20 protein-coding genes and 2 pseudogenes are annotated in these 23,290 nt (G+C 69.7%); 10 read left to right on the plus strand and 12 right to left on the minus strand.

Features of this window, described 5'->3' with window-relative positions; genetic code table 11:
• Positions 1-11: 11 nt before the first annotated feature.
• The 3 genes from ACIQ8J_RS31370 to ACIQ8J_RS31380 are packed head-to-tail and all read right to left on the minus strand — an operon-like array spanning position 12 to position 2,781.
• Positions 12-485 carry a poly-gamma-glutamate biosynthesis protein PgsC/CapC gene (locus ACIQ8J_RS31370; protein WP_403277382.1) on the minus strand — a complete coding sequence of 158 codons (474 nt, stop codon included), beginning with the start codon at positions 483-485 and terminating at the stop codon, positions 12-14.
• On the minus strand, positions 482-1,684 hold the full coding sequence (gene pgsB, locus ACIQ8J_RS31375) for a poly-gamma-glutamate synthase PgsB (RefSeq protein ID WP_403277410.1): 1,203 nt from the start codon (positions 1,682-1,684) through the stop codon (positions 482-484). Before pgsB ends, ACIQ8J_RS31370 begins: the two co-directional genes overlap by 4 nt.
• Positions 1,684-2,781 (minus strand): HAMP domain-containing protein, encoded by a 1,098-nt coding sequence (locus ACIQ8J_RS31380; RefSeq protein ID WP_403277384.1) that lies wholly within the window; start codon positions 2,779-2,781, stop codon positions 1,684-1,686. Before ACIQ8J_RS31380 ends, pgsB begins: the two co-directional genes overlap by 1 nt.
• A 164-nt stretch (positions 2,782-2,945) precedes the next feature.
• On the opposite strand from ACIQ8J_RS31380, the gene ACIQ8J_RS31385 reads away from it, so the two are divergent.
• The 5 genes from ACIQ8J_RS31385 to ACIQ8J_RS31405 all read left to right on the plus strand — a co-directional run bounded on the left by ACIQ8J_RS31385 (position 2,946) and on the right by ACIQ8J_RS31405 (position 6,656).
• Complete coding sequence (locus ACIQ8J_RS31385) at positions 2,946-3,623, plus strand: winged helix-turn-helix domain-containing protein (RefSeq protein WP_403277412.1); 678 nt, start codon at positions 2,946-2,948, stop codon at positions 3,621-3,623.
• The gene (locus ACIQ8J_RS31390) at positions 3,620-4,879 is read left to right on the plus strand and encodes a sensor histidine kinase (RefSeq protein ID WP_403277386.1); all 1,260 of its coding nucleotides are present in this window, start codon (positions 3,620-3,622) and stop codon (positions 4,877-4,879) included. The genes ACIQ8J_RS31385 and ACIQ8J_RS31390 overlap by 4 nt, the downstream gene beginning before the upstream one ends.
• 109 nt (positions 4,880-4,988) lie before the next feature.
• Entirely contained in the window at positions 4,989-5,228 is a 240-nt protein-coding gene (locus tag ACIQ8J_RS31395) for a DUF6461 domain-containing protein (RefSeq protein ID WP_403277388.1), read from the plus strand.
• Between the two features lie 346 nt (positions 5,229-5,574).
• On the plus strand, positions 5,575-6,090 hold the full coding sequence (locus ACIQ8J_RS31400; RefSeq protein WP_403277390.1) for a hypothetical protein: 516 nt from the start codon (positions 5,575-5,577) through the stop codon (positions 6,088-6,090).
• Positions 6,091-6,179: 89 nt separating this feature from the next.
• Entirely contained in the window at positions 6,180-6,656 is a 477-nt protein-coding gene (locus ACIQ8J_RS31405; RefSeq protein WP_403277392.1) for a hypothetical protein, read from the plus strand.
• A 91-nt stretch (positions 6,657-6,747) separates the two neighbouring features.
• Here the strand turns inward: ACIQ8J_RS31405 and ACIQ8J_RS31410 are convergent.
• A pseudogene (locus tag ACIQ8J_RS31410) lies at positions 6,748-7,082 on the minus strand (YnfA family protein).
• 65 nt (positions 7,083-7,147) lie between these two features.
• Positions 7,148-7,921 carry a MerR family transcriptional regulator gene (locus ACIQ8J_RS31415; protein ID WP_403277394.1) on the minus strand — a complete coding sequence of 258 codons (774 nt, stop codon included), beginning with the start codon at positions 7,919-7,921 and terminating at the stop codon, positions 7,148-7,150.
• 179 nt (positions 7,922-8,100) lie between these two features.
• On the opposite strand from ACIQ8J_RS31415, the gene ACIQ8J_RS31420 reads away from it, so the two are divergent.
• On the plus strand, positions 8,101-8,343 hold the full coding sequence (locus ACIQ8J_RS31420) for a hypothetical protein (protein WP_403277396.1): 243 nt from the start codon (positions 8,101-8,103) through the stop codon (positions 8,341-8,343).
• A gap of 796 nt (positions 8,344-9,139) precedes the next feature.
• On the opposite strand, the gene ACIQ8J_RS31425 is transcribed toward ACIQ8J_RS31420, so the two are convergent.
• From ACIQ8J_RS31425 to ACIQ8J_RS31435, 3 genes are all read right to left on the minus strand, one after another.
• The gene (locus tag ACIQ8J_RS31425) at positions 9,140-11,365 is read right to left on the minus strand and encodes a hypothetical protein (protein ID WP_403277398.1); all 2,226 of its coding nucleotides are present in this window, start codon (positions 11,363-11,365) and stop codon (positions 9,140-9,142) included.
• Positions 11,366-11,457: 92 nt separating this feature from the next.
• On the minus strand, positions 11,458-11,751 hold the full coding sequence (locus ACIQ8J_RS31430; RefSeq protein WP_403277400.1) for a hypothetical protein: 294 nt from the start codon (positions 11,749-11,751) through the stop codon (positions 11,458-11,460).
• Between the two features lie 214 nt (positions 11,752-11,965).
• On the minus strand, positions 11,966-13,366 hold the full coding sequence (locus tag ACIQ8J_RS31435; RefSeq protein ID WP_403277402.1) for a putative Ig domain-containing protein: 1,401 nt from the start codon (positions 13,364-13,366) through the stop codon (positions 11,966-11,968).
• 223 nt (positions 13,367-13,589) lie between these two features.
• Here ACIQ8J_RS31435 and ACIQ8J_RS31440 point away from each other — a divergent pair, with 223 nt between their 5' ends.
• The gene (locus tag ACIQ8J_RS31440) at positions 13,590-13,841 is read left to right on the plus strand and encodes a hypothetical protein (RefSeq protein WP_403277404.1); all 252 of its coding nucleotides are present in this window, start codon (positions 13,590-13,592) and stop codon (positions 13,839-13,841) included.
• A 919-nt stretch (positions 13,842-14,760) separates the two neighbouring features.
• Here ACIQ8J_RS31440 and ACIQ8J_RS31445 read toward each other — a convergent pair.
• Together ACIQ8J_RS31445 and ACIQ8J_RS31450 are read right to left on the minus strand one after the other, a co-directional pair.
• Positions 14,761-17,436 (minus strand): glycosyl hydrolase, encoded by a 2,676-nt coding sequence (locus ACIQ8J_RS31445; RefSeq protein ID WP_403608023.1) that lies wholly within the window; start codon positions 17,434-17,436, stop codon positions 14,761-14,763.
• An 803-nt stretch (positions 17,437-18,239) separates the two neighbouring features.
• On the minus strand, positions 18,240-18,533 hold the full coding sequence (locus tag ACIQ8J_RS31450) for a hypothetical protein (RefSeq protein WP_403277899.1): 294 nt from the start codon (positions 18,531-18,533) through the stop codon (positions 18,240-18,242).
• A 365-nt stretch (positions 18,534-18,898) separates the two neighbouring features.
• On the opposite strand from ACIQ8J_RS31450, the pseudogene ACIQ8J_RS31455 reads away from it, so the two are divergent.
• Positions 18,899-19,141: pseudogene (locus ACIQ8J_RS31455) on the plus strand (HAD family hydrolase); the annotation flags it as partial.
• A 409-nt stretch (positions 19,142-19,550) separates the two neighbouring features.
• Positions 19,551-19,880 carry a hypothetical protein gene (locus ACIQ8J_RS31460; protein WP_403277900.1) on the plus strand — a complete coding sequence of 110 codons (330 nt, stop codon included), beginning with the start codon at positions 19,551-19,553 and terminating at the stop codon, positions 19,878-19,880.
• A 199-nt stretch (positions 19,881-20,079) separates the two neighbouring features.
• Here the strand turns inward: ACIQ8J_RS31460 and ACIQ8J_RS31465 are convergent, their stop codons facing one another.
• Both ACIQ8J_RS31465 and ACIQ8J_RS31470 read right to left on the minus strand, forming a co-directional pair.
• On the minus strand, positions 20,080-20,724 hold the full coding sequence (locus tag ACIQ8J_RS31465) for a hypothetical protein (RefSeq protein WP_403277901.1): 645 nt from the start codon (positions 20,722-20,724) through the stop codon (positions 20,080-20,082).
• Positions 20,725-20,954: 230 nt separating this feature from the next.
• Entirely contained in the window at positions 20,955-22,160 is a 1,206-nt protein-coding gene (locus tag ACIQ8J_RS31470; RefSeq protein ID WP_403277902.1) for an MFS transporter, read from the minus strand.
• A 109-nt stretch (positions 22,161-22,269) separates the two neighbouring features.
• On the opposite strand from ACIQ8J_RS31470, the gene ACIQ8J_RS31475 reads away from it, so the two are divergent.
• Complete coding sequence (locus tag ACIQ8J_RS31475; protein ID WP_403277903.1) at positions 22,270-23,172, plus strand: LysR family transcriptional regulator; 903 nt, start codon at positions 22,270-22,272, stop codon at positions 23,170-23,172.
• Positions 23,173-23,290 lie beyond the last annotated feature (118 nt).

The raw sequence follows: 23,290 nt of genomic DNA on the forward strand, positions 1-23,290 counted from the left end.
GATCTCACGTGTCAGACCGCCAGGTGCAGCAGTAGGCCGCTGGCCAGGACGGCATAGGTGAGGCCGGTGACGGCGGTGGTGGCGGTGGCAGTGGCCAGGACCGGCTGCCGCAGGAACTGGTAGGCGATCAGGCCGGGGACGATGAAGCCGAGCGTCTGGTGGCTGAACAGCAGCGGGTACTCCTTGAGCAGGAACAGGGAGAGCGTCATCTGAAGGAAGACGCCGAGCATCACCACGCTCGCGAACAGCCGCTTGCCGTAGAGGATGATGATCTTGCGTGCGCCGGCCGCACCGGCCCAGGTGAGCAGGGTGACTGCGGCGATCAGCAGGAGCCGGGTCCAGTCCTCGACGAGGGTCAGTGCCAGCCAGGCCGGGGTGATCATGCCGCCGGGGGAGAGGTTGGTGGCCAGGTAGCAGCCGAGACCGAAGAGCAGACCGATGGCCAGGCCCAGCGTGGCCACCTCGGTGGAGAGCACGCTGTTCACTGCGCACCCCACTGTGCCGGGATGGCAGGAGCCGACTCCAGATGGTCCAGCAGACGCTCCCCTTGGCCGTGGATGTTGCCGATCGCGACCAGTGAGACGGCGCCGGTGACATGGGTCGTGATGGTGCGCCAGATCTCGCCCGGGTTCCGCTGTGGTCCGCCGAGATCCAGCACGCGGCCCGGCCAGTCGGGGGGTATCGCATCCCGGGCCGACTTGGTCGGGTGGCCGATCAGGACCAGGGTGTCGGTTTCGAGCTCGGGCACGATGCGGCCCATCTGACCGTTGCGCTCGATGCGGTCGGGCCGGCAGTTGATCAGGGTGACGTACGGCGGCTTGAGCGTGCCGCCCGCCACCAGCTGGCGGAAGTTCATGACAGTGGACTCCGGGTCGTTGGCGGCGAAGATGTTCGCGAGCCGCACGGTGCCGTGCTCGGCCGGAATCTCGCGGACGGTCAGCACCCCGGGGTCAGGTGGGGCGGCGTACATCCCGCGCAGCGCGTCCTTGCGGCCGATGCCGAGCTCGTCGGCAACAGCCAGGGCGATCGCCACGTTCTCCTTGAACGCGACGTGCGCGAAAGGGGCCATCTCCTCGTCCGTGACGCTGTTGGGATCGACGACCACCAGCCGGCAGTCACGGCGGGCAGCCTCGTGCTCCAGGACGGCGCGGCGCTGCTGCTCGGCCGTCACACACACACCGCCGTACGGCATGGAACGAGCGAGCGAGCGGGCCACGTCGTCCAGGGTCGGTCCCATCTCCTCCAGGTGGTCCTCGCGGACGTTGCAGAGCACGCCGATCGTGGAGCGGACCAGCATCTGCTGGTTGATTTCCTGGAGCGCCGGCTGGACCGCCATGCACTCCATCACCAGGGCGTCCGGCTCGGCGGCTGCGGCCTGGCGGACGATGCCGATCTGCTCGACGACGTTGGCGATCCCGAACTTGCGGTGCACCGGATCTTCGGTGGTGTCCGGGTGGATGAACCGGGCGGCGGTCCCCGTCGTTTTCGCCACTACTCTCAGCTCGCCACCGCGCAGGGCGCCGGCGGTGAGCCGGGTGATGGAGCTCTTGCCCCGGATGCCGTTGACCAGGATGCGCACGGGTATCCGGTCGAGGTTGCGCTCGTGGCGGCGGCGCTCGACCACGCCTGACAGGAACAGCACGCTCAGGCCGAGGGCGAACACCCCGTACAGGTAAAGGACCATCACCGCACCAGAGTCCGGTCGGAATCCGCGCCGGCCAGCCCGAGGCGGATGCGTTCGAGTGATCGGGCGACCTGGCCCAGCTCGTCGTGGCGGCGGACCTCGACGCCCGTGCGCAGCTCGCCGTCGGCTATGCGCTCGGCGTCACCGACCAGGCGGCGCAGCGGGCGCAGCCACATGACGTAGAGCCAGCCGAACACGGCGACCGCCACCACGGCGACGGCCAGCGCTGCCAGTTTCGCCTGGTCGCGCGCCTGGGTCTCCGGCAGCAGCACCGTGTTGACACTGCGCGCGGTGACCACCCGCCAGGACGGTCCGGGTGTCTTCCCGCCATCGCGCACCGGTGCCGCGGCCACGATCTCCCGGGCGTCGACGCTGCCGCCGCCGGCGAGGGAGACCGCGGGCCGGTCCGAGCCGGCCGCACTGCGCAGTTCAGCCCGCTCCAGCTTCTGGAACACCGTGAAGCCCGCCGTCGAGGCGATCACCTCGCCCTTCGCGTCGACCACCCAGGCCGTGGCCGGGAGCACCGCGTCGAAGGCGTGCTTGAGGTTGGTCAGGTCGAACTCGGCGACGGCGATCGCCCGGCTCCCGTTGCCGTACGTGAACGGCGCGTGCTGCACCACCACGGGCAGTCTGTCGACGGCGAGTGCGTCGGTGCTGCCCGCCCGGACCGGCCGGTCCGGGACCCGCTCGGGGTGCGGCCGGCCGCCGACTTGGGCCACCACGCGCCGGTCGGCGTCGAGCACATAGACGGCGCGGTAACGCCCGTAGCGCTTACGGAAGTCCTTGAGCTGGCCGTCGAAGCGTGCCGTGTCCGTGGCCAGCGAGAGACCCGCCGCGAGCTGGCTGAGGTCGAGTTCGCCGGCCCGGATCGCCCGCCGAACGTGCTGTGCCGCGCCGACGGTGACCTGCTGCTGACTGTCCAGCACCGCCGCCGGGACGGTGACCCCGCCCTGGACCCGGCCACCGACGGCCAGCGCCGCACCCGCGATGGTCAGCAGCGCCAGCACTCCGGCCGCCCACGGCAACCAGACCGAGGACGCGAGCCGTCGGGCGCGACGGGAACCGGCTGTGTCCGGACCGACGCCGCGTCGCGACATGGCACCCCGCCCGGGTAACTCTCCCACTGACCGCCGCACTTCGAGCCCCCTCGCCCTCGACTCCCCAATGACCATGCAGGAGGATTCCGCAAGGAACCTGAGGTTTTGATGAGGGCAGGTCAGGGACCGCGATTCGGGGCCGGGCTATCCTGACCGCCGTGCGGATACTGGTGGTCGAGGACGACGATGATCTGCGGTTCACGGTGGCCACCGCTTTGCGCGGCGCAGGACTGGCCGTCGACGCGGTAGCCGATCTGCCGGCTGCCGACGAGGCGCTGTTCGTCACCGAGTACGACTGCGTTGTATTCGACCGGATGCTGCCCTTCGGAGACGCTGTCCCCTATGTGCGCGAGCTGCGCCGCTCGGGACGGACCGTCCCGGTGCTGTTCCTCACGGCCCGCGACACGGTCACCGATCGTGTCGAGGGGTTCGCCGTCGGCGGCGACGACTATCTGGTCAAGCCGTTCGCGCTGCCCGAGCTGGTCGCCCGTGTACACAGCCTCTGCCGACGGGCCGCGGTAGTGCGGCCCGCCCTCCAGCGCTTCGCCGATCTGGAGATCGACACCGCCCGGCGCCAGGTGCACAGGGGCGGCATCATGCTCGTCCTGACCCGCAAGGAGTTCGCCGTACTGGAGCTGCTGGCCGCCCGGACGGACCAGGCCGTGCCACGCGGCGACCTGATAGCGAAATGCTGGGACGAGATGGCCGAGCCGAGCTCCAACGTCGTCGAGGTACTGATGTCCCAGTTGCGCCGCAAGCTCGGCGATCCGCCGCTCATCCACACGGTCCGAGGGGTGGGCTACCGGCTGGCACCGACCGGCACCGGAGACCACACCGGATGATGACGGCCGCGGCCCGGATCCGGCGGCTGCGCCGGCGACTCACCGCTCTGTTCGCCCTGACCAGCGGCGGCGGGTTGATCGGCCTGGCGGCGTTCGCCATCCACAGCGACGACACCGCCTGGAACCGCCAGCTCAACGACACGCTCAACTTGCGGACCAGCCGCGCGATCCCGCTGCTGGGCTTCGACGACAGCGGGCGCCTGACGATGCAGGACCTCCTGAACGACATGGAGACCGAGTGCCCGCCCCTGACCGTCCTTGCCACGAAGGCCGGTCGGCCCACCATCGCCTACGCGCCACGCAAGCCCTGCATACGGGCCCGGACCGAAGACCTTCAGGCAGTGGCCGCCCGAGCCATGGACGAGGGATCGGCCGTCGTGGCAGATGCCCGCAGCGAGGACGGCCATCCGATCCGACTGCTCGCCGAGCCCTACAGCGGATCTGACGGCAACTCGTATGAGGGTGCCCTGGCCGCCACCGCGGACACCACCGACGACCGGGCCGAGCACAGCAGGCTCGCGTTCCTGCTGGTGGCGGGCTGCGCGGTTCTGGTGTCCCTCTCCGCCGGCGCGGGACACCTGCTCTCCGGGCGAGCGATCCGGCCCGCCCTGACGGCACTTCAGCAGCAGGAGGAGTTCCTCGCCGACGCCGCCCACGACCTGCGCACCCCGGCCGCCTCGTTGCGGAGCCTGGCCGAGACCGCACTGCACGAAGACGTCCACCGCACCGCCGCGTTGGAACGGACCGTACGCCTGGCGACGAGGATGGGTGACCAGATCGATGCCCTGCTCACCCGGGCCCGGCTGATGGCCGGCGTCGTCACGCTCGCCTGCCAGCCGCTGCGTCTGGACCAGCTCGTCGAGACGGTCGCCGACGACACCGACACGGGCGAGCATCGCGTCACCGTCCGCACCGAACCGGCTGTCGTGGTGGCCGACCCGGATCTGCTCCAGCGCGCCGTGGCCAACCTGCTCGGCAACGCGCTCGTCCACGGCCACGCGCCTGGCCGTCCCGCCGAGATAGAACTGACCGTCACCGCCGACGGCACGGTGACGGTCGACGACGCCGGCCCCGGCGTCCCCCAGGCCCTCGCCAACTCGCCGTTCCAGCGCTTCCGCAGCGGCTCAGGCTCCAGCGGCCTCGGGCTGTCCATCGTATCCTGGATCGCCCATGTCCACGGCGGCACCTTCGACCTCAGCACAAGCCCCCGCGGCGGCGCCCGCTTCATCCTCGGCCTTCCCCGTCAGGCGAAATAGGCGGGCCTTGAACGCTGGGCAGGAGCGGTCCGGGCCCGGTGGCTGTCCACAATGGCCGCATGCACATCTGCCGTGTCTCCGTCGACGGCAGGGTTCTCCAACGGCTCAGATGTGGGCCACGAAGGGCGCCTGGCAGGTGAAACACCTGTTCAGGCGCCCTTTTTCGGTGTCTGGAAGAAGCCCAGTTTCTTCGGCGAGTACGACACCAGAAGATTCACTCTTCTACTGGTACGAGGACGGTGAACTACGAACCACCTTCGAAGGGCCTGCAGTTCGCTACGGCAGTACCCCGGACGACCTGATCGTAGTCATGCGTGAGGTGGGCTTTGCTCTCTCCGATCGTCATTGAGGGACCGTTCTTCTCGGGATCGTGACTACCGGCGAGCTGGCGCCGCAGCGCACCGGGCTGTCGGTGTCGCTCCGTCAGAGCGGCTCCACCGGAGATCGGAGACGCTTGCCTGTGTGCGGCGGGCGGGGTGAGCCGTGTACGGCGCTCGTCGACGAGGTGCTCCATCGACCCGTTATAGGGGCACCGTCGTGAGAGGTGCGGAACCCTCGCTGGCTTGCTCCGGAGGGTTTCTGCGTTCAGGGACGGGCCCGGTGAGGCGCTCGACGCGGCCTGGCTGTGCTCCGGCTCGCCGTTTTCGACTACGCGGTGACGACACGTGTGCTGCGCCCGATCCGCAGCACACGGCATGGGAACTTTCCCTGGCGGACGAGGTCGTAGCCCTTCGCCCTGGAGAAGCCGAAAGCCTTGGAGACGTTCTCCACGCTCGCTGTTCCGCTCGCTGCACAACCCCGCCGAGAAGAGCGCCGAGATCCAGAAGGGCGGTACCTCGGATGCGGCCAAGCGGCTGCTGACGCGCAGTGCCGAGCGTGCCGCCGAGGACCGGGTCAGCGAGCTCCCGCAGAAGGTGTGGCAGCAGTTCGACACGGCGATTCGCGACGCCCTGGTGGAGCGCGCCCGGCAGTACAACGAGGAGTTCATCAAGCAGGAGGTCGACATCGACCGCTGGAAGGACGAGTCCTGGCAGACGGCTCTGCACGGCCCCAGCCACTCCCGCGAAGACCGCCAGGAATACCTGGACAAGCTCACCCAGCGCCTCCGTGACACCGACATGCTCCCGCCGGTACTCGACGCGAAGACCCTCGCCCCGGACATCGCCCGCGCACGCGAGGCTCTGGCCACGGCAGCGGGCGGCAGCAGCTGATCACCGGCCCTGCCCGTCGGCCGACCTGCCGCAGCGTAGAGTGCGCAAATACCTGCAAATCCCCTCATGGGAATGATCGAGGTTCCCCCATGGCACACTCACCCCCCTCTCCTCACCGACTCTCCCGCACTGGCGTCCTGCTCGCCGTGATCGGCTTGGGCTTCGTCGTCCTGGTGGTCATCGGACTGATCTGGTCCCGGGAGATCGCGTTCTGGATCAAGGGGCGTACGGCGGGGAGCGCCTGGTTCCTCACTTATGAAGGGGCTGTAGTCAGCGGCGAGCATCGGGCCACCGACGTGCGTTACGGGCACAACCCCGACCGCTACAAGTCGCAGTACGCGCAGGAGCGCGTTGGTTCCGTACAACTCCCTTGGAGTACCCAGGTGTTCGTGAACGTCGGTAACGAGGCGCGGGTGGAGGTGGTTCCCGCGGCGGACGGGGTGGTCTCCTGCCGCATCCTGCTCGATGGGGTCCGGGTGGTCGCCGAGGGGAAGTCCCCGGGCCCGGGCAAGCCCGCCGTCTGCCGGGTGAGCACCCCCTCCACTCCGGAGAAGTGGCCGCGCTAACGCTCCAGCTTGAACGAGGGATTGGGGTCTCAGACGGTAGCCGTGCCGGTGACCCGGAGACCTCGGCCAGGTGCGGCATGACCTTGTGGCATCAGCGGCTGCGGGGCGCGTACATCAGGACGCCGATGCCGATCGGGCAGATGGCGGCGCCGGTGATGTCGTAGCGATCGGGGTGGTGGCCGTCGGCGACCATGCACCGGCGATCGACCCGGCGACGAACACTCCGCCGTACGCGGCGAGGATGCGGCTGAAGCTCCCGTCGGACTGGAGTGTGGCTACGAACCCGTACAGGCCGAGTGCGATGACGCCGGCGCCGATCCAGATCCGTCCCTTGTGCTCGCGCACGCCCTGCCAAACCGGCCAGGCTCCTACGATCTGGAAGAGCGTGGCGACGACGAAGAGGACGAGGGAGCGGGCTACGAGCACGGCGACAGGACTTTCCGTCGGAGCAGGAGCAGGAGCAGGAGCAGGGGAAGTGGTGGTGGGACGGTTCAGGCGGCCGAGCCGAAGAGGTCGGCGAGCAGGGCAGCCCTGTCCGCAGGGGCCCGGACTTCCAGGTGCAGGACGGGGCCGTCGAGGTGGAGCCGGAAGTTGAAGAACGGGCAGCACTGTTGCTCGGAGGAGGCGAGGGTGGCGATGTCCCCGGCCCGGGTGGCGGGCAGGGTGAGCCGCAGCCCGTCCGGGATCGTCTGCCGTACGGCGCCATCGACCAACTGCTGCCACTGCACGGTGCGCTCGCCGATGTCGTCGGGGCTCAGGGAACAGGTCACGGAGGCAGTGCGCCAGCGTTCGGCTTCGGATTCGGCGGCCGTACGGCGTGGTGAGAGCGTGACGGGCACCGTTGTACGGCTCGAAGCGGCAGGGGCGAGGAAGCCGCACGCGGGGTCGCACGGCACGGTCCGGTCGGGCAGGGCGTCGAGGTGCTTCAGCGCGCGGTGCAGGGAGGCGGTGAACGCGGTCAGCTCGGTGATGCGTTGCTCGGCGTTCGTGATCTGGCCGGCGACACGTGGCCGCAGGTCGGCCTTCACCTCGGCGCAGGCGCCGGACTCCCACACGGCCAGGAGCTCGGCGACTTCCTCCAGGGGCAGCCCGAGGTGCTTGGCCGCGTCGATGAACGCCAGGCGATCTACGGCATCCTCGCCGTAGATCCGGTAGCCGGACGCGGTCCGCTCGGCGGGCAGCAGCCCGGCGGTCTCGTAGAACCGCAGGGTTGTGGTCGGCACACCGGTGCGTGCCGCGAGCTGGGAGATCCGCAGGGTGGTCACACCACCGACGGTAGACCTTCGACTCGGCTTGAAGGTCAAGGGCGCGGGGCGCGGATTGCCGACTGCCCGCTTCGTGGGGTCGGGATGAGGGGAGCCGCGCGGTCGGTGTCAGTGGCGGCTGCGGCGTGCGGAGATGAGCAAGTCCGGCCAGGGCGAGGAGCATCCAGGCGGTGCGGTAGGTGAAGGCGGCCGTCGGGGAGATCGCGGGCCACAGGATGTCGGCGATGGCGCTGGCGGCGAGGTCGCCGAGGGATTGGACGGTGGCGGGCATTCCGAACGCCGAGCCGCGCAGGTCCTTCGGGGCCAGAACCGCGACGGCGGAGTGCTGGACGGTCTCGACCGCGCCGCTGCCGACTCCGGCGAGGATGAACGGGACGGCGGGGAAGGCGATGGCGGCGCCTTTGACGGTGAACACCCCGTAGGCGACGGCGAACGCGGCAATGCCTGCGACCAGCACACAAGGGCCGGACCGTGGGTACGGGCTTGTCTGAGAGCCGTCCGGCCGGGACGGAGGCGATCGTGGCGGCGACGTTGCCGACCTCGAACGCGGTGACCGAGCCCAGCAGTTTGCCGAGGTCGCCTTCAGGCGGACGAATTCGGATCTTCAGCGGGACTTTGTCCCGGCTGGTGGGGCGCGGGTCTTGCGGATCGCGTAGATGATCGCGACGGCGGCCAGCAGGCCGGGGATGACCGACAGGCCGATCGCCCAGGTGACGCCGAGGACCCCGCCGCAGGACCGGGCCGCACCGCCAGCGTGTCCGAGACGCCCTCGATCGTGCCCAAGGCTGCGGTGGGGGTGCCGAGGGTAGCCGACGGCAGCAGAGCGGTGGGGATCTCGTGCCCGACATCGGCGAGGGAGCTGGCCGTGCCGATGCCGCGCGCTCCCGGTCATGCCGAGGAGTCTCCCGGGGCGGCGCCAACCAGGGGACGGGAGGATCAGACGATCTCGGCGGCCTGCGGCCGGACGTCTGACGGACCTACGTCGAACTGATGCGGAACGGGGGGAGCCGCGCATTTCCATGAGCTCGGGGATGTGGCCGTGGAGCGTCGCGACGCCGGCCTCGGGGCCCCGAGTTGAGCAGGCGCCCGGTAGTCGGCATCCGACCGCAGGAAGAAGCTGGCGCGCAATGTGCTGGGCGATAGTCCGAACTGACTGCAGGCTCCGGAGCGGGCGCAGCCGAGAGCTTCGGCTACGCCCGCAGGGTTTCAGTGCGGTGTTCAGCGTGCAGTGAGCGAGGGGGCGCCAGCCGGGTTGGTGGCCGGAGTGTGCGCCGGATGGACCGGGCTCTGCTCGGCCCTTACGGTGCCGCCCCTGAGGGCGAGTCCGCCCACCGTGTAGAGGCCCTCGTCGAAGGCTTGGCCGTTGGTGGGGGCCTTGCCGACGGCGAAGACGGAGACGGACTTGCCGTTCACGACGGACGTGGAGATGTAGTCGCCGACCATGCTGCCCTGGGTCGTGCCCGCGATCTGGGACAGGGACATGGGCCCGGCGACGGTCTGCGGGGCGCTCCAGGTGGAGCCGCCGTTGGCGGAGGAGATGAAGCCGACCTCCAACTGGCAAGTGGATGCCGTGCAGTTGGCGCTCGGATAGAAGTAGTAGTAGACGCCGATCTTGGCGGTTGCGCCCGACGTGGCCTTGTCCACGCCGATGCCGGGGATGAAGTGGTCGGCACCGGAGGTGACCGGGTCGATCGGCACCCGGGTCACGGCCGACCAGGTCGTGCCGTTGGTCGAGGTGGAGTAGACGATGTCGTTGGAGGGGCAGCCGGAGCGGAAGCGGCAGTCCTGCCAGGCGACGTAGATCTTGCCGGAGGCGTCGATCTCGGCGGACGGCAGGCCGTCACCGCTGCGCAGCCCGCCCGAGACGGTGGCGGAGGAGACGTTGGCGACGAGCGACGTCGCACTCCAACTGGAGCCGCCATTGGTGGAGTTGAAGGCGCGGACCGATGTTCCGTTGGTGGAGTACGGGACCACGACGGTGCCGTTGGGCTGGACGAGGGGCTGGCCGCCCAGGCCGTTCGGGCTGCCGGAGGGGGACACCGGCGCGGACCAGGTGGAGCCGCCGTCGGTGGAGGTGCTCATGATGATGGTGTTGCCGGAGGAGGTGAGGTCGACCTCGATGTAGCAGTTGCCGTAGAAGGCGCTGGCGGACGTGTTGTCGCAGACGATCCATTCCTTGTCGTAGCCCTGGCCGTCGCCTCCGACCGCGAGGACCGGGTTCTGCCAGGTGAGGCCGTCGGCGGAGCGGCTGACGGTGACGCCGGCGCCGTTGACGTTGGCGTCGATGACCAGGGCGGAGACCATCCAGGTGCCGTGCTTGGCGTCGTAGGCGACGGCGGGGTCGGAGACGCGGGCCCAACTGCCGCCGCCCTGGTAGGTGGTGATGCCGGGCAGCATGCCGTGCTGCCAGGTGGTGCCGCCGTCGGTGGAGGTGTTCCAGCCGATGTCGGAGGCGCCGCCGTCGTTGAACCGGCCGACCTGGGAGGAGGCGACGATCGTGTTGCCGTAGGCGAAGGTGTCCGGCTCCAGCTCGGTGGCGTGCTGGCTGGTGGTGTTGGTGAACGGGTCGGTGCTGACCCGGGTGAGGCTGGGGCCTGTGCCGTTGACCGTCAGAGTGAAGGTGGTGGAGTGCGTGGCCGAGGGGCTTGTACCGGTGACGGTGATCGGGTAAGTGCCGGACGGGGTGCTGGTGGCGGTGCTGACGGTCAGGGTGGCGGAGCCGCCGGCGGTGGTCGAGGCCGGGTTGAACGCGGGGCTTGCCCCGGACGGCAGACCGCTCGCGGAGAAGGTCACGGTCTCGGCGGTGCCGGAGACGACCGCCGTGGAGATGGTGGAGGTGGTACTGCTCCCCGCGTTCACCGTGGCTGACGCGGGGCTGTCGGTGATCGAGAAGTCATTGGCCGTCGTGCCCGACACCGCCACGTCGTCGTAGAGCGTGTAGGTGGGGTCGCCCGGGTAGTTGTCGTCCTTGCTGATCAGGGTCAGCGTGTAGGAGTGCCCGGCGGTGAGCGCGGCGGTCTGCTGCTTCCAGCCCTGGTTGTTCGTGCAGGTCTTGGCCAGCGGCGTGGTCGTCGTGCCCGCAGTGTTGTCGGTGAGCGTCGCGGTCGCCCAGTCGTACGTCACGGTGTCCGGGCAGAACACGTCGTACCAGAAGCTGAGCGTGGGGGAGCCGCCCGGAGCGGTGAAGGTCTGGGCGACCGAGGAGTTGCCATTGGTCGGTGAGGTGCCGCCGACTCTCGCCGCGTACGTTCCGCTGTGGGCACCGGAGTTGACGACTGCTGTGGTTCCGGCGGTGGTCCAGCCGGACAGGGTTCCGGTCTCGAAGCCGCCGTTGGTGACGTCGGCCAGGGCGGGCTGGGCGAACAGGACGCTGACGAAAGCGAGGGCGGTGACGCTCGTCGCGGCTATCAGGCCGCGGCGTAACGATGAGCGTGGACGTGGCATGGACGTGTCCCTTGTGTGGGGTGGAAACGGGAAGGGTGGAGCGGGCCGTCAGCCCTCCCGGCAACGGCCCGCCCGCTGAAGGGCCCGGAAGGTCAGGCAGCGGTGGCGTCGTCGTAGCGGGTGCAGGTGAGGTCGCCCGTGTAGGCGTCGTCCTTGCTGATCAGCGTCAGCGTGGACGAGTGCCCGGCCGTGATCGCCGAGGGCACCTGCTGCCAGCCCGCGCCGTTGTCGTGGTGGACGGCCGGGCCGGAGTCGGCCGATTTTGCTGGGCCACGGGAGCGGGGGCTGCGTGGGCGGCGGGCCAGGCGGCCGGGAGCAGGGCCGACGTGGCGGCGAGGGCGACGGCGTTTCTTCGTCTGCCGGATCTGGAGCGTGTCACTGAACATCCTTTCTGGCACCCGGAGTTGGTTCCGGGATCAGGGGGTTAAGGACGTTCACGCAGAAGGTGCAGGCGTGTTCGCAATCCGGGAGTGTCGTCCTGTGCATGACACCACGCAAGAGTGGTGGCAACAGGACGCTGGCGGGAAACCGAGAATTTACGGAGACCGGCGGGACGCCGGTGCCTGCCCGCACCTTGGGGCGCGGGCAGGCACCGGGGGTTCAGGAGACGTTCAGTGCGGTGTCGTCCACGACGAACGAGGTCTGCTTCGTGTAGTCCTCGGCGCCGATGAACTGCACGGTGACCGTCTGCCCCTTGTAGGCCGACAGGTCGAAGGCGTGCTGGGTGTAACCGCCGGCCGCGTTCAGGTTGGAGTAGGTGGCCAGGGCGGCGAGGACCGTGCCCGAGGCGTTCAGGATCTGGACCTTGAGGGTGTCGTACGCCTTGGCGCCGGTCTCGGCGGTGTCGATGTGCAGCCAGAAGCTCAGCTGGGCGCTGCCGCACGCTGGTGGCAGGGCGACCTGCTGGGCGAGGGTGTCGGTGTGGGCCGTGCCGCGTCCGTCGAGTCGGGCATACCAGCTTCCCGTGTGCGGAGGTTCGTTCGCGCTGTTGCTGATGACACCGGAGGTCGCCGTCCACGGCGCAGCGGTTCCGGTCTCGAAGCCGGGGTTGCCCAGGACCTGGCCCGGTGCGCAGGTGCCGGACGGGCTGACCGTCCAGGTGAATGAGGCACTGCCGGAGGGGCCGGTCGAGTCGGTCGCGGTGACGGTGACGCTGCTGGTTCCGGCGGTGGTCGGTGTACCGGAGATCAGCCCGGTGGAGGAATTGATCGCCAGCCCGGCCGGGAGGCCGGTCGCGGAGTAGCGCAGCGTGCCGCCCGCGGTGTCCGTGCTGGACATCTGCAGCGTGGCGGCGGCGCCGACCGTGCCGGTCTGGTTGCCGGGCGCGGCCACGGTGACGCTGCCGCCACTGGCGGCACCGAACTGGACGTCGAGTACGGAGTGCAGCTCGATTCCGTTGGGTGCGACGCCGGTCTGGCCATGCTTGAAGTCGAAGAACCCGACTCCGGTGACCGTCACCGGCGCGTTCGCGGTCTGGAAGCTGCCGGTGGGCGTGTACTTGGCGTTGAACTCGCCGCGCGCCTTCTGCACACTGGCCAGCAGCGGGCTGGTGGAGCCGACGCAGGCCGGGTCGGGTATCTCCGCGATCATCGTGTGTCCGGCCTGGTCGTCCAGGACGAGGTGGTAGTCCGAGTCGGCTTCCAGTTTGTACTCGGTCAGTGTCGTCCGGAGCCGGAACACGGTGGTCTCGGTGGGCTGTACGCGGTTGTTGGCCGGCAGTGTGCCCGGAGCGGTGATCGCGCCGAGTGAGCTGATCGACGTCGCGGTCGTGGCCTGGAGGTTGATCAACCCGGCGTCCGTGTCGGTTCCGGTTTTCACCGACCACCGCTCCACACCACAACTGCCCGTGACGGCCTGGCGGTTCGCGACTACCTCCTCGTGCTCCTCGGCATCGGGTGTGGAGTGGTAGCGGGCGCCGGCGTTGGTGACGGTCACGGCCAGGGCAACGGCGAGCACGCCAACGGCGAGCGCGGCCAGGTACTTCCACCATTTCTTGTGCACGAGCGCCTCCCGGTGGGGCGGGGACAGTCCGGCGACCCAGGGACCGCGTGTGATGGCGGCCGCCGGTGAGGGTCTGATGCGTGCTGTGCGGTGGGGACTTGGCGAGCAGTGTGATGCCGTTCCGGTTGACGCGCATAGACCAGGCGCGTAAACGGTTGGTGATGCACGGTCAAGGTTTGCCTTGCACACGGTCGGGAGGTGTCCTGGAACCGACGCCCGCGGCTTGGCGTCCAACGGGGACATTGTGGTCTCCCTTACCGGCCGGGGCTCCTACCGCTGGGCGCCCGTCACCAGCTCGACGCCGGCCGTGGTCGCCGTCACCGGCAGCGATACCGAGCCGGGCGGCGTCACCATGACCACCCTGAGCGCACTGCGTGCTGGGACAGCCACCCTCACGTCTGCGGACTCCTTCACCCTCGACCCGCACGGGCCGCCCCCGCACGGCTGGAAGCTGATCGTCCGGGTCGGCCCGTGAGGTCAGGACCCGACCCGCACGCGCCACAGCAGGGTCTCGTAACCCTCCGTCTCGTGCAGGACGATGCGGATTGCGTCCCCACGACGACGCTCACCTCCGAACTGCGTGGATCGCCAGGGTGGGGGATATCGACGTGTACGGTCTCTTCCCCGCTGTTGGCCATGCGTCCGAGAACGCGGATCCGGAGTTCGGAACCGATCGCGGATGTGGGGCGTCGGAGCTCCGAATCCACTGAAAGGGGAGGCTGCCGTGGCCGGTATGACGCGACAGAGACACCGACTCCCCCTGCCATGGATGCTTCCCGTCCTTGCCGTTCTGGCCTGCACCGTGACGGCCTGCTCCACCAGTGGCGGCTCGCACCCGGGCACCCCGCCCCAGGATGCGTCGGCACCAGCCTCCGTCGCACACCCCACCGGCACCGAACTGCCCACTGCCACAGGATCGCCCTCACCCGCCATCTCGCCGCCGCCGACACCCTCGTCACCCGCCCACCACACGACAGCGCCGGCACCCACCACTTCGCCGACGCGTTTCGACTGCGCCATGGGTCCGGTCACGGTTACCCTGCGGCCCGGGGAATTCGCCGCGCAGCGGCTGTGCGTGCGGGTCGGCACCACTGTCACGGCCGTCGTCCCGCCCGGCCCCTGGCCGGGCCCCCGTTCCAGCAGCCCGATGCTGGCGACGATCACCTCGTCGACGACCGAGGTGGACGGTACCGCCCACGTCACGATCCGGGCCGCCCGGCCGGGAGAGGCCACGGTGACCTGGGGGACACAGGGGGCGAACGTAATCACCCTGCGACTGGATGTGGCGGCCTACCCAGTCCAGTGAGGCCGCCGGGCCGCCTCAGCATACGCGACGGCCGGTGTGCGCCCCGTCGCAGATCGGGGCGCACACCGGCCGTCAGATCAGAGGCCGATCAGCCGTTACGGCCCTTGAGGCGCCGTACGTCGAAGGACCAGATGCCGCGCCCGTGGGTGGCGGCGTACAGGTTGCCGTCAGGGCCGAGCTTCAGCTGCATGACGGCAGTGGTGGGCAGGCCCTTGCCGAGCACCTGCCAGTCGCCGCCGACGGCGGGCCGGTAGAACGTGGCCAGGTCGGTGCCGAGGGCGAGTCCGCCATTGGGCAGCAGTTTCACCGTGTTGGCGGGGACGTCGGGCAGGTTCGCCGAGATGTCCGTCCAGTCGGCTCCGCCGTTCTTCGACTCGAAGATGTGGCCGACACCTGCGCCGGGGCCCTCGGTCCACTTCCGCGAGAAGCCGTTCACGGCGACGTAGACGTGCTGGGCGTTGGCCGGGTCGATGTCGAAGCCGGAGATGTAGCGGTTGGGGATGGTCCCGTCGGCGGGGAGGTTGAGCTGGTGCCAGCCGGTGCCGTCGGTGTTGCCGACCGCGATGCCCCGGCTGAAGCCCTGGTTGTTGCAGGGCCCGCACCAGCCGACGTAGACCGTGCCGCCCGACGACGCCACAGCGGTGGCCACATGCCCGTCGCCGAGGTCGTAGGCGCTCTTCCACTCCGATCCGGAGCGGATCGCGAAGCCCTTGTTCTGCACCCACACGTGCCGGCCGCCCGCGACCCAGGTGTTGGTGTCCTTGGCGTCCGAGGTGATGGGCGCGATGAAGCGGGCGCCCGCGCCGCCGAGGTCCTTGTCCGGAGGGGCGACCTCGTACTCGGTCGCCTTGGTCGGGTCAGTGGCCCAGGCGCCGTTGTTCACGCCGCAGTTCTGGGTGACCCACATGTCGAGGTAGACGTACTCCTGGGCGATGTTGCAGCCGTTCGCCGGGTCGGTGATGGTGTCGCCGCCGTCGCCGCCGAAGTTGGAGCCCATGACCTTGTCACGGCCGCGCAGGATCGACTGGCCGTTGTCCTGCAGGCCACCGGTGACCGAGACGCCGCCGAAGGCCAGGTCCTTGCCGACACCCACCGAGTAGTACTGGAGCGTGTCGATGGTGCCGTCGTTCAGCGACTGCCAGTCCTTGGCATGGCCGCCGGAGTCGACCGCGCCGTTCAGCGGGCGGCGGTAGAGCCCGCCGTCATTGCCCACATAGGCATAGCTCTTGCCCTGGTAACTGCCGATCGCGACCGCGTGCTGGTCGGAGTGGGTGGTCGGGGAGCAGTCGCCGGTCTGCTTGGCGGGGTCGATGCTCCAGCAGGGGAACGGGAAGTTCCAGTACGGGCCGGGGGTGATCCAGCTCGTGCCGCCGTTCTTGGTCTCGAAGACCTCTTCCAGGCCCAGGTAGACGTGGTCGGCGTTGTGCGGGTCGACCTGGAGGAACTGGTTGTACCAGGACTGGATGCCGGGCATGTAGCCCGCGCCCTGGAGCGCCGAGCCGGATGCCTTCAGCTTGGTGTAGTCGGCGATCAGCGTCCACGGCCCGAACGGGGAACCGGACTTGGACACGTACACACCCTTCAGCCCGCTGTCCGGGTTGGACGCCATCTGCGCCGGCGACTGGTCGACGGCGTACAGACGCGAACCATCGGCAGCCGCGCCGAACGTCACATTGCCCACGTCGGCGCTGCTGGTCGGCAGGTCGCCGAGTCCCGTCGCGGGCTTCCAACTGCCGTCGCTCTGCTTGGAGTAAAGGCCGTTGTACGTGTCGCCGCCGCGCCAGCCCACCGCGAGCAGGACCTTGGACGGGTCCTTCGGGTCGACGGCTATGTCGTTGGCGATGTTCTTGTACGGCGCGCTGGGATCGGATGCCTTCGAACCGCCCGGCAGGTAGTCGGGGTTCGGGGCGAACTCCAGCTTCCACGGACCCGAGAGGGCGGTGGTGGAGTGCGACCACACACCCCGGCTGGTGGCCGCCCACACCGTGGTCCCGGCGAAGCGCAGGGCGTGGATCGTGGTGCTTTCCAACTCCGCGCCGCCGACCCGGCCACCGGGCTGGAACTGCCCGTGCTGCGGGTCAGCCAGGACGTAAACTCCCGTGCCGACGTAGGAGGTTGCTCCGGTGTTGGACTCGCCGGTGGCGTACCAGAGGCGCTTGGTGCCATCCAGTGCGAGGGTGCCCGTGGACAGTGAGGGTAGCTTGTCGGCGATGGGCTGCCAGTGGCCGCCGCCGGTCTTGGAGCGGAAGACCCCGCCGTTGGCGCCGCCCGCGTAGACGTAGCCCTGGTCGTCGGCGGCGATGCCGGTGATGCGGCCGGTCACGTTGCCGGAGCCGCCGCTGGAGTTGGAGTTGATGTCGCGGTAGCGCGGGTCGTCGGAGTTGTACGCCTTCCGCGTGACGTGGTCCCAGCCGCCGTTCGTGTGCTGCATCGACTGCAACTGGGCCCAGGCCGCCCCGTACGCGCCGGGCGCGACCACGCCGGGTGCGGTGCGGGCCTCGGTGTACTGGGCGGTGCCCTCGGCGGAGTTCTCGGCTTCGTCGGAGCCGCCGTCGCCGTTCCCCGACGCGGCGAAGGCCGACTTGCCGTGTTTGGCGTTGACCGCCTTGGTGTGCTGGCGGCCGATGTCGGCCTGGTGGCGTGCGTTCCAGGGCCGGGGTCTGGTGTCACCGGAAGCCGCGAACGACTGGCTGCTCACCAGTCCGAACGCGGCGCCCACGACGGTGCAGGTTATGAACCGCCGCCGATGCCGTTGAGGCATCATGCGCTCTCCTCCCTCAGGCCGGGCATCTGGATGTAGCCCGACGCTGGGGAGATCTTGGCGTGGCCGCGACAGAATGGGGAAGAGGGGGAAGGTCAATTCACTGCCAATACACACCAGTTCATTCCGGATCAGGCTCCCTGCCGAATGCCCGCTCCACGGGCAGGGAGATGCAGACGGCCCGCCGGAGAGGTTGAATCGCCCGAGCAGCGTGTGCGCCCGCCGCTTGACGTCAGGTCTTCCGATCTCGGTGGCAGGCGTTGATGCGAGGGGTACCCAGGAACGGGCTCCTGTCGACTGTGCCTTGGGCGTGGCTGTGGCTCAACGCTGGCGCTGTAGTCCGTCGGAGAATCGGCGCCGGTCGCCACTGCCAGCCCCCATCGTGCGGGTGCGCGGGGTGACCTTGTCGGGTCCAGCAGCTGCGAGGTGGCGCCGGGGTGGCAGGTGCCGGTGCTGGCTCAGAACAGTGCCAGGCCCTCGCCGTTGGCGTCCGCGATGACGGGCCGGGGCCGGTCGGGGAGGCCGTCCAGGCGGTCGAGGCCGTCTCTTCGCGGTACGGGACTTGCACCAGGACGCGGTGCTCGCCGGAGGGGCAGAAGTCGACGGCGACCGTGAACAGGCAGGAACCGGGCGCGTTCTGGCTGCCGGTTCAGGGCACGCCCCCGTCCAGCACGCCTGCGCCATAGCCAGCAGCGATGCCGTCGAATCACCTACGAAACCCGCGAAATTCGAGAGGGGGCTTTCCGGCGACATAAATGCCTCGGTGCCCCGGCCTGTGGCCGGGCCACCGAGGCAGGTGGTGACTGTTACTTGCTGAAGGCGGTGTTGTTGCAGCCCATGTTGGAGCCCATGGAGGTCTGCTGCGAGCTCGGGTTGCCCTCGCCGTTGAGTCCGTTGCCCAGCAGGCCGTTGAGGATGCCGACCTGGCCGAGGACGTTGAGGTTCAGGTCGTGCGACCTGCAGGTGGTGCTCTGCCCGATGTTGAAGCGGTCGCCGCCCTTCCCGTGGCCTCCGTCGTGTGCCTGGGCTGTGCCGGTGGCCAGCATTCCGAGGCTGCCGAGGGCAGCGACCAGGACGGCGGCCTTGCGAAGCTTGTGCATGTCATCTCCGTTAGAGTGAAGTGGTCACGATCTGCGACAGCTCGACTTCGTGTAGTTACAGAGGTAATGCGACGTATCTTTGAAACGCCCCGCGGCGCGCCGAATTCGGGGAACCCTCACTACCTTGGTCGATTGCGGGACATAACCCGCGCCGTGAGTGCTGAGGTTGAATTCGTAGGCGCGGGTGGGTCGATTGGTTCGCGTTGAGGGTGAGGCCGGTCTGGGCGAGGCAGTCGTCGATGAGGTCGGGCCGGTACGCGACCCGTTCAGGCCGCATCGGATCACCTGGATCAGGTGGTCGAGTCCCGTAGCGGCCAGGTTGGCTGGCGCGCCGCGACGGATCGTGGACCAGATGCCGTCCACGGGGTTCAACTCCGGTGCCCGCCGGGATCCTGCCGCAGGGCAAGGTCGAGGCGGTACGCCGCCTGGAGGCCCGTTGTGGCCGCAGGGTGCTGGTCATCGGCGACGGTGTGAACGACGCCCCCGCGCTGGCCGCCGCCCACACCGGCCTCGCCATGGGACGCGCCGGCTCCGACCTCGCCCTGGCAACCGCCGTCGTCGTCGCCCTGTCCCGCGCAGCCCGCCGTCTGGTGGCGCCCACGCTGCTTGCGTTGTCGGGGAACCGTCAGGTGTCCGCGCTTATCCACCGAGCGCGCTTTGATCCCGAGACGCGGGTGGGCGCCGTTCCTGTCGATTCTCGAAGCTGACGCGGAGCATCTGGGCCTGGCCAACACATCGGGCAGTTCGATGTCACCCCCGACAGGGACTGTTCCACAGCACACACGCAATCTCAATCGCCCCGGGACCGCATCCGAGCCATGCAGGCCACCAAGGGTTTCCCGGTTTGCCCATCGCGGAGGAAACGGGGAAACCCTTCAGCCCGGCGGCCTGCGCCGTGCAGCATCCGTGGTGTTCCTTTCGTCGGCGGCCGGTCAGCGCCGACTGGTCACGGCCAGCGACAACTCGCTTGCTAACAACGGCAGTTCCCATCACCGAACACCATCAGGGGAGAGCTTCTTGTCATTCAAGAAGAGCGCGAAAATCTCGACCACGCTCGCCGCGGTGGCGCTGTTGGGAGCCATGACCGCTCCCATGGCCTCCGGCCAGACGGCGCGGAGCCTTGCCGCCGGCGGATGCCGCGAAACCGGGGTCTCGGGCCAGCACGGCTGGGGCAAGGGCTGCTGGGCCAACGGCGGAGCGCAGGTCCGGCTCGCCACCGACTGCAACGGCGCGTCCGGGGAGCAGTACAGCGAGTGGAAGAGCGGCGACGAGATGGACCTGCAGACAAGTGACTGCAGCTTCTGGTGGAACGCCAGGTACACCCGCGTGGAAGTCCGCCAGCCGTAGGTTCGCGAGCTCAAGGGAGCCGTACGGGGCCGACGGCCTCGTACGGCGCCTCACCCGCCGCCCGGCGCTTCTTCCTCAACCCGTTCCAGTCGGCCGCCCCCTGAAGGTGCCTCGCATGCTCAAGAGGTGATCTTCAAGGCCCCACGGCTGGAAGGGTGGGGGCACGCCCGTGCCGGGCGTGCCCCCCTTCTCGCTCGGGTCAGCCCTCCACGCCGTAGTACTGCGCGAGGAATCCGATCACTTCGTCCGCGTGCGGGAGCAGTTCCGGCAGGTGGGCGGCCAGTGCGTCGCGTACCGCCGCCGAGAGCGCGGGCAGGCCGGTGGCCGCGCCCTTGACGTACGGATCGAGGCGCCGGCGCCGGACGAGCTCGTAGTTGCTCTCCACGTCCAGCTGCCGCATGGTCTGCTCCAGCGGCGCGGCGTCCGGCGCCGCCACCGGCGGCAGGAGCCGGCTGACGAAGGTGACGCGGTGCATCACGCGCCAGCACGGCGGCTTGCGGTCCGACTGACGGGCCTGGCGCAGTGCGGCCGCGTTCGGGTCGTGGGCGCCGTCCAGCCAGGCCGGGTCGACGACCTTGTGGAAGAAGGTGTCGAAGTGCTCGGTGTCCTCGCCGAGGTAGAAGCTGAGGAACCGGTACGCGTCCGCCTTGCCCGGTGCGTTGACCGGTCGGCCGTCCGCGTCGTAGACGGGCTTGCGGCCCGCGTCGTACTGCTGGAGGTTGCCAGACGGTGAGTAGGCGACGTTCAGCCCGAAGGAGCGGGTCGCTTCCTTGCCCCGCGCCCGGGTGGCGGACATGCCGCCGCCGATGGACGCGTCGAGCTGAGCGCTGACGCCGATGCCCATGACGTCGAGGGACGTGCCGATTGTTCACTCCCGCGAACTTGCGGAAGGTATTCCGGGAGCCCGGCTGGCGACGCTGGACTGCGGTTGACCACCGCGGGCGGTACGGGCAGCAGGCCCGCCCGAGCCGTCCGGACCGTCCCGAGGCGTCGGGCCGGTCGTGGGCACGGCGCCCGGCCCGCCGACCCCGGGATCGGGGTGGCACGGCCCGGGGGTGGGCGCCGGGCCCGGTCTCAGAAGCGCCCGGACGAGGGGGCCTTGCCCAGCGCCGTCACCGCGAGGGCCGCGACGGCGAGCCCGCCGCCCAGCCACATCACCGCAGTGACCCCGGCGCCGTCCGCGGCCAGCCCCCCGGCCAGCGCGCCCAGGGCGATCGCCCCGTTGAAGACGCCGACGAACAGTGAGGAGACGGCCTCCCGAGTCTCGGGAGCCGAAGCCAGCAGCCAGGTCTGGGTGCTGACCGACACGCCGCCATAGGACAGGCCCCAGACGGCGAGCAGCACACCGGCGGTCAGGACAGAGCCGCCGAGCACCGGTACCAGCGCGACCGTGGCCGCCAGCACCGCGCTGATCACCAGCAGGGTGGAACGCGGCGACCGCCCGGCGCCCGCGCCAGCCGCGAAGTTGCCCGCCACGCCTGCGACTCCGTACACCAGCAGCAGAGTGCCGATCATCCCGGCGCTCGCCCCCGAGACCTCCTCCAGCACGGGGCGCACGTAGGTGTAGGCGGCGAAGTGACCGGTGACCAGCAGCGCCACCACGGCCAGTCCGGTCCGCACCCGCGCCTCGCCGAACAGTCGCATCACACCGCTGAGCCGCACGTCCTGCTCGGCCGGCAGCCGCGGCAGCAGGACCGCCAAGGCGACCAGTACCACCAGCGCCAGCGCGCCCACCGTCACGAACGCCGTCCGCCAGTCGGCCAGTTCGCCGATGTACGCACCCGCCGGGACGCCGAGCACCGACGCCACCGCGATACCGCTGAAGATCAACGAGATCGCGGAGCCGATCGACTTCGGCGGCACCAGACGTACCGCCAGACCCGCAGCGATCGCCCAGACGCCACCCATACCTATGCCGACCAGGACGCGGGCGGCCACCATCACAGCGAAGTGCGGCGACCACGCGGCGAGCAGGTTGCCCACCGTCAGGACCGCCATCAGCGCACACAGCACCGTCCGCCGGTCGAACCGCCCCAACAGCGGTGTCAGCAGCGGCGCCGACACCGCACCGACCAGGCCGGTGACGGTCAAGGTCAGGCCGGCGGTGCCCTCGGTCACCTTCAGCGCGTCCCCGACGGGCGTCAGCAGGCCCACGGGCAGCATCTCGGACGTCACCACCGTGAACGTCGCGCTCGCGACGGCCGCGACGCCCAGCCAGCCGCGGGTCGCCGAGCGCTCCGGCACCCCAGTGGTGCCTGCAAGTTCCTCAGTCTGTGCCATGCGACCAGCCAACCTGTCCCGACCTGCGGGAACAACAGCCGATCCCTCATCCTTCGATAAGCAGGACTACTCGATCGGCCGCACGGAGCGGCGGTGTAGAAGGGGAACCATGAGGAGTGTCGAGATACGCGAGCTGGAGACATTCCTCGTACTCGCCCAGGAGTTGCACTTCGGACGGACGGGTGAGCGGCTGTACGTCTCCCAGAGCCGGGTCAGCCAGCTGCTGCAATCCCTGGAGACCCGCATTGGCGCCCCGCTCGTCGAACGCACCAGCCGCCGGGTGCGCCTGACCCCGCTCGGCGAGAGCTTCCTCGCGAGCCTGCGCCCCGCGTACGACGCCCTGCGCGCCACGGTCGACGAGGCGCGGGCCGCCGCCCGGGGCATGGGCGGGGAGCTGCGCATCGGCTTCCAGGGCACCGTCGACGACTACCTCAGCCGGGCGATCGCACGTTTCGGGGACCGGCATCCCGACTGCGCGATCAACATCGTCGAGATCCCGCTCTCCGACCCCTTCGGACCGCTGCGCCGCCAAGAGGTGGACTGCGCGGTGGTCCTGCTGCCGGTGGCCGAGGACGACCTCGTCCTCGGCCCGGTCTTCTCCCAGCAGCCGCAGACCCTCGCCGTGTCCGTCCGGCACCCCTTCGCCGCCCGGGAATCGCTCTCCGCCGAGGAACTCGCCGACTGCCGACTCATCGGCATCGACGGCGGCGCCCCCGAGTACTGGCGGCGGGCCCAAGCCCCCGGCGTGACCCCGGGCGGCCTCCCCGTGCCGGCCGGGCCCACCGTCAACACCCTCCAGGAAGGGCTGAGTCTGACGGCGGCCAACCGCGGCGCCATGCTGCTGTGCCGTTCCACGGCTGACTACCACGGGCGCCGCGACTCCCTCACCTTCGTCCCGGTGCAGGGCCTGCCCGACTCCGAACTGGGCCTCATCCGCCATCGCCTGCGGCCCTCCACGCAGACGGAGGCCTTCGCGCTGGCGGTCACCGAGACCGCCGGGCCAGCAGCCTGACAGCGAAATCCTCTGCAGAGCGTTGTCACGTTGTTGGTGGTGGCTGGTGTTGTGAGGGGGGTAGGGCGTGTCTTCGCCGGTTCGTCGGCCGGTGTAGGCGGTCGCGGGGCAGTTGGTG

The sequence above is a fragment of the Streptomyces sp. NPDC094147 genome, assembly GCF_044764265.1.
In the GTDB taxonomy this organism is placed as follows: Bacteria; Actinomycetota; Actinomycetes; order Streptomycetales; family Streptomycetaceae; genus Streptomyces.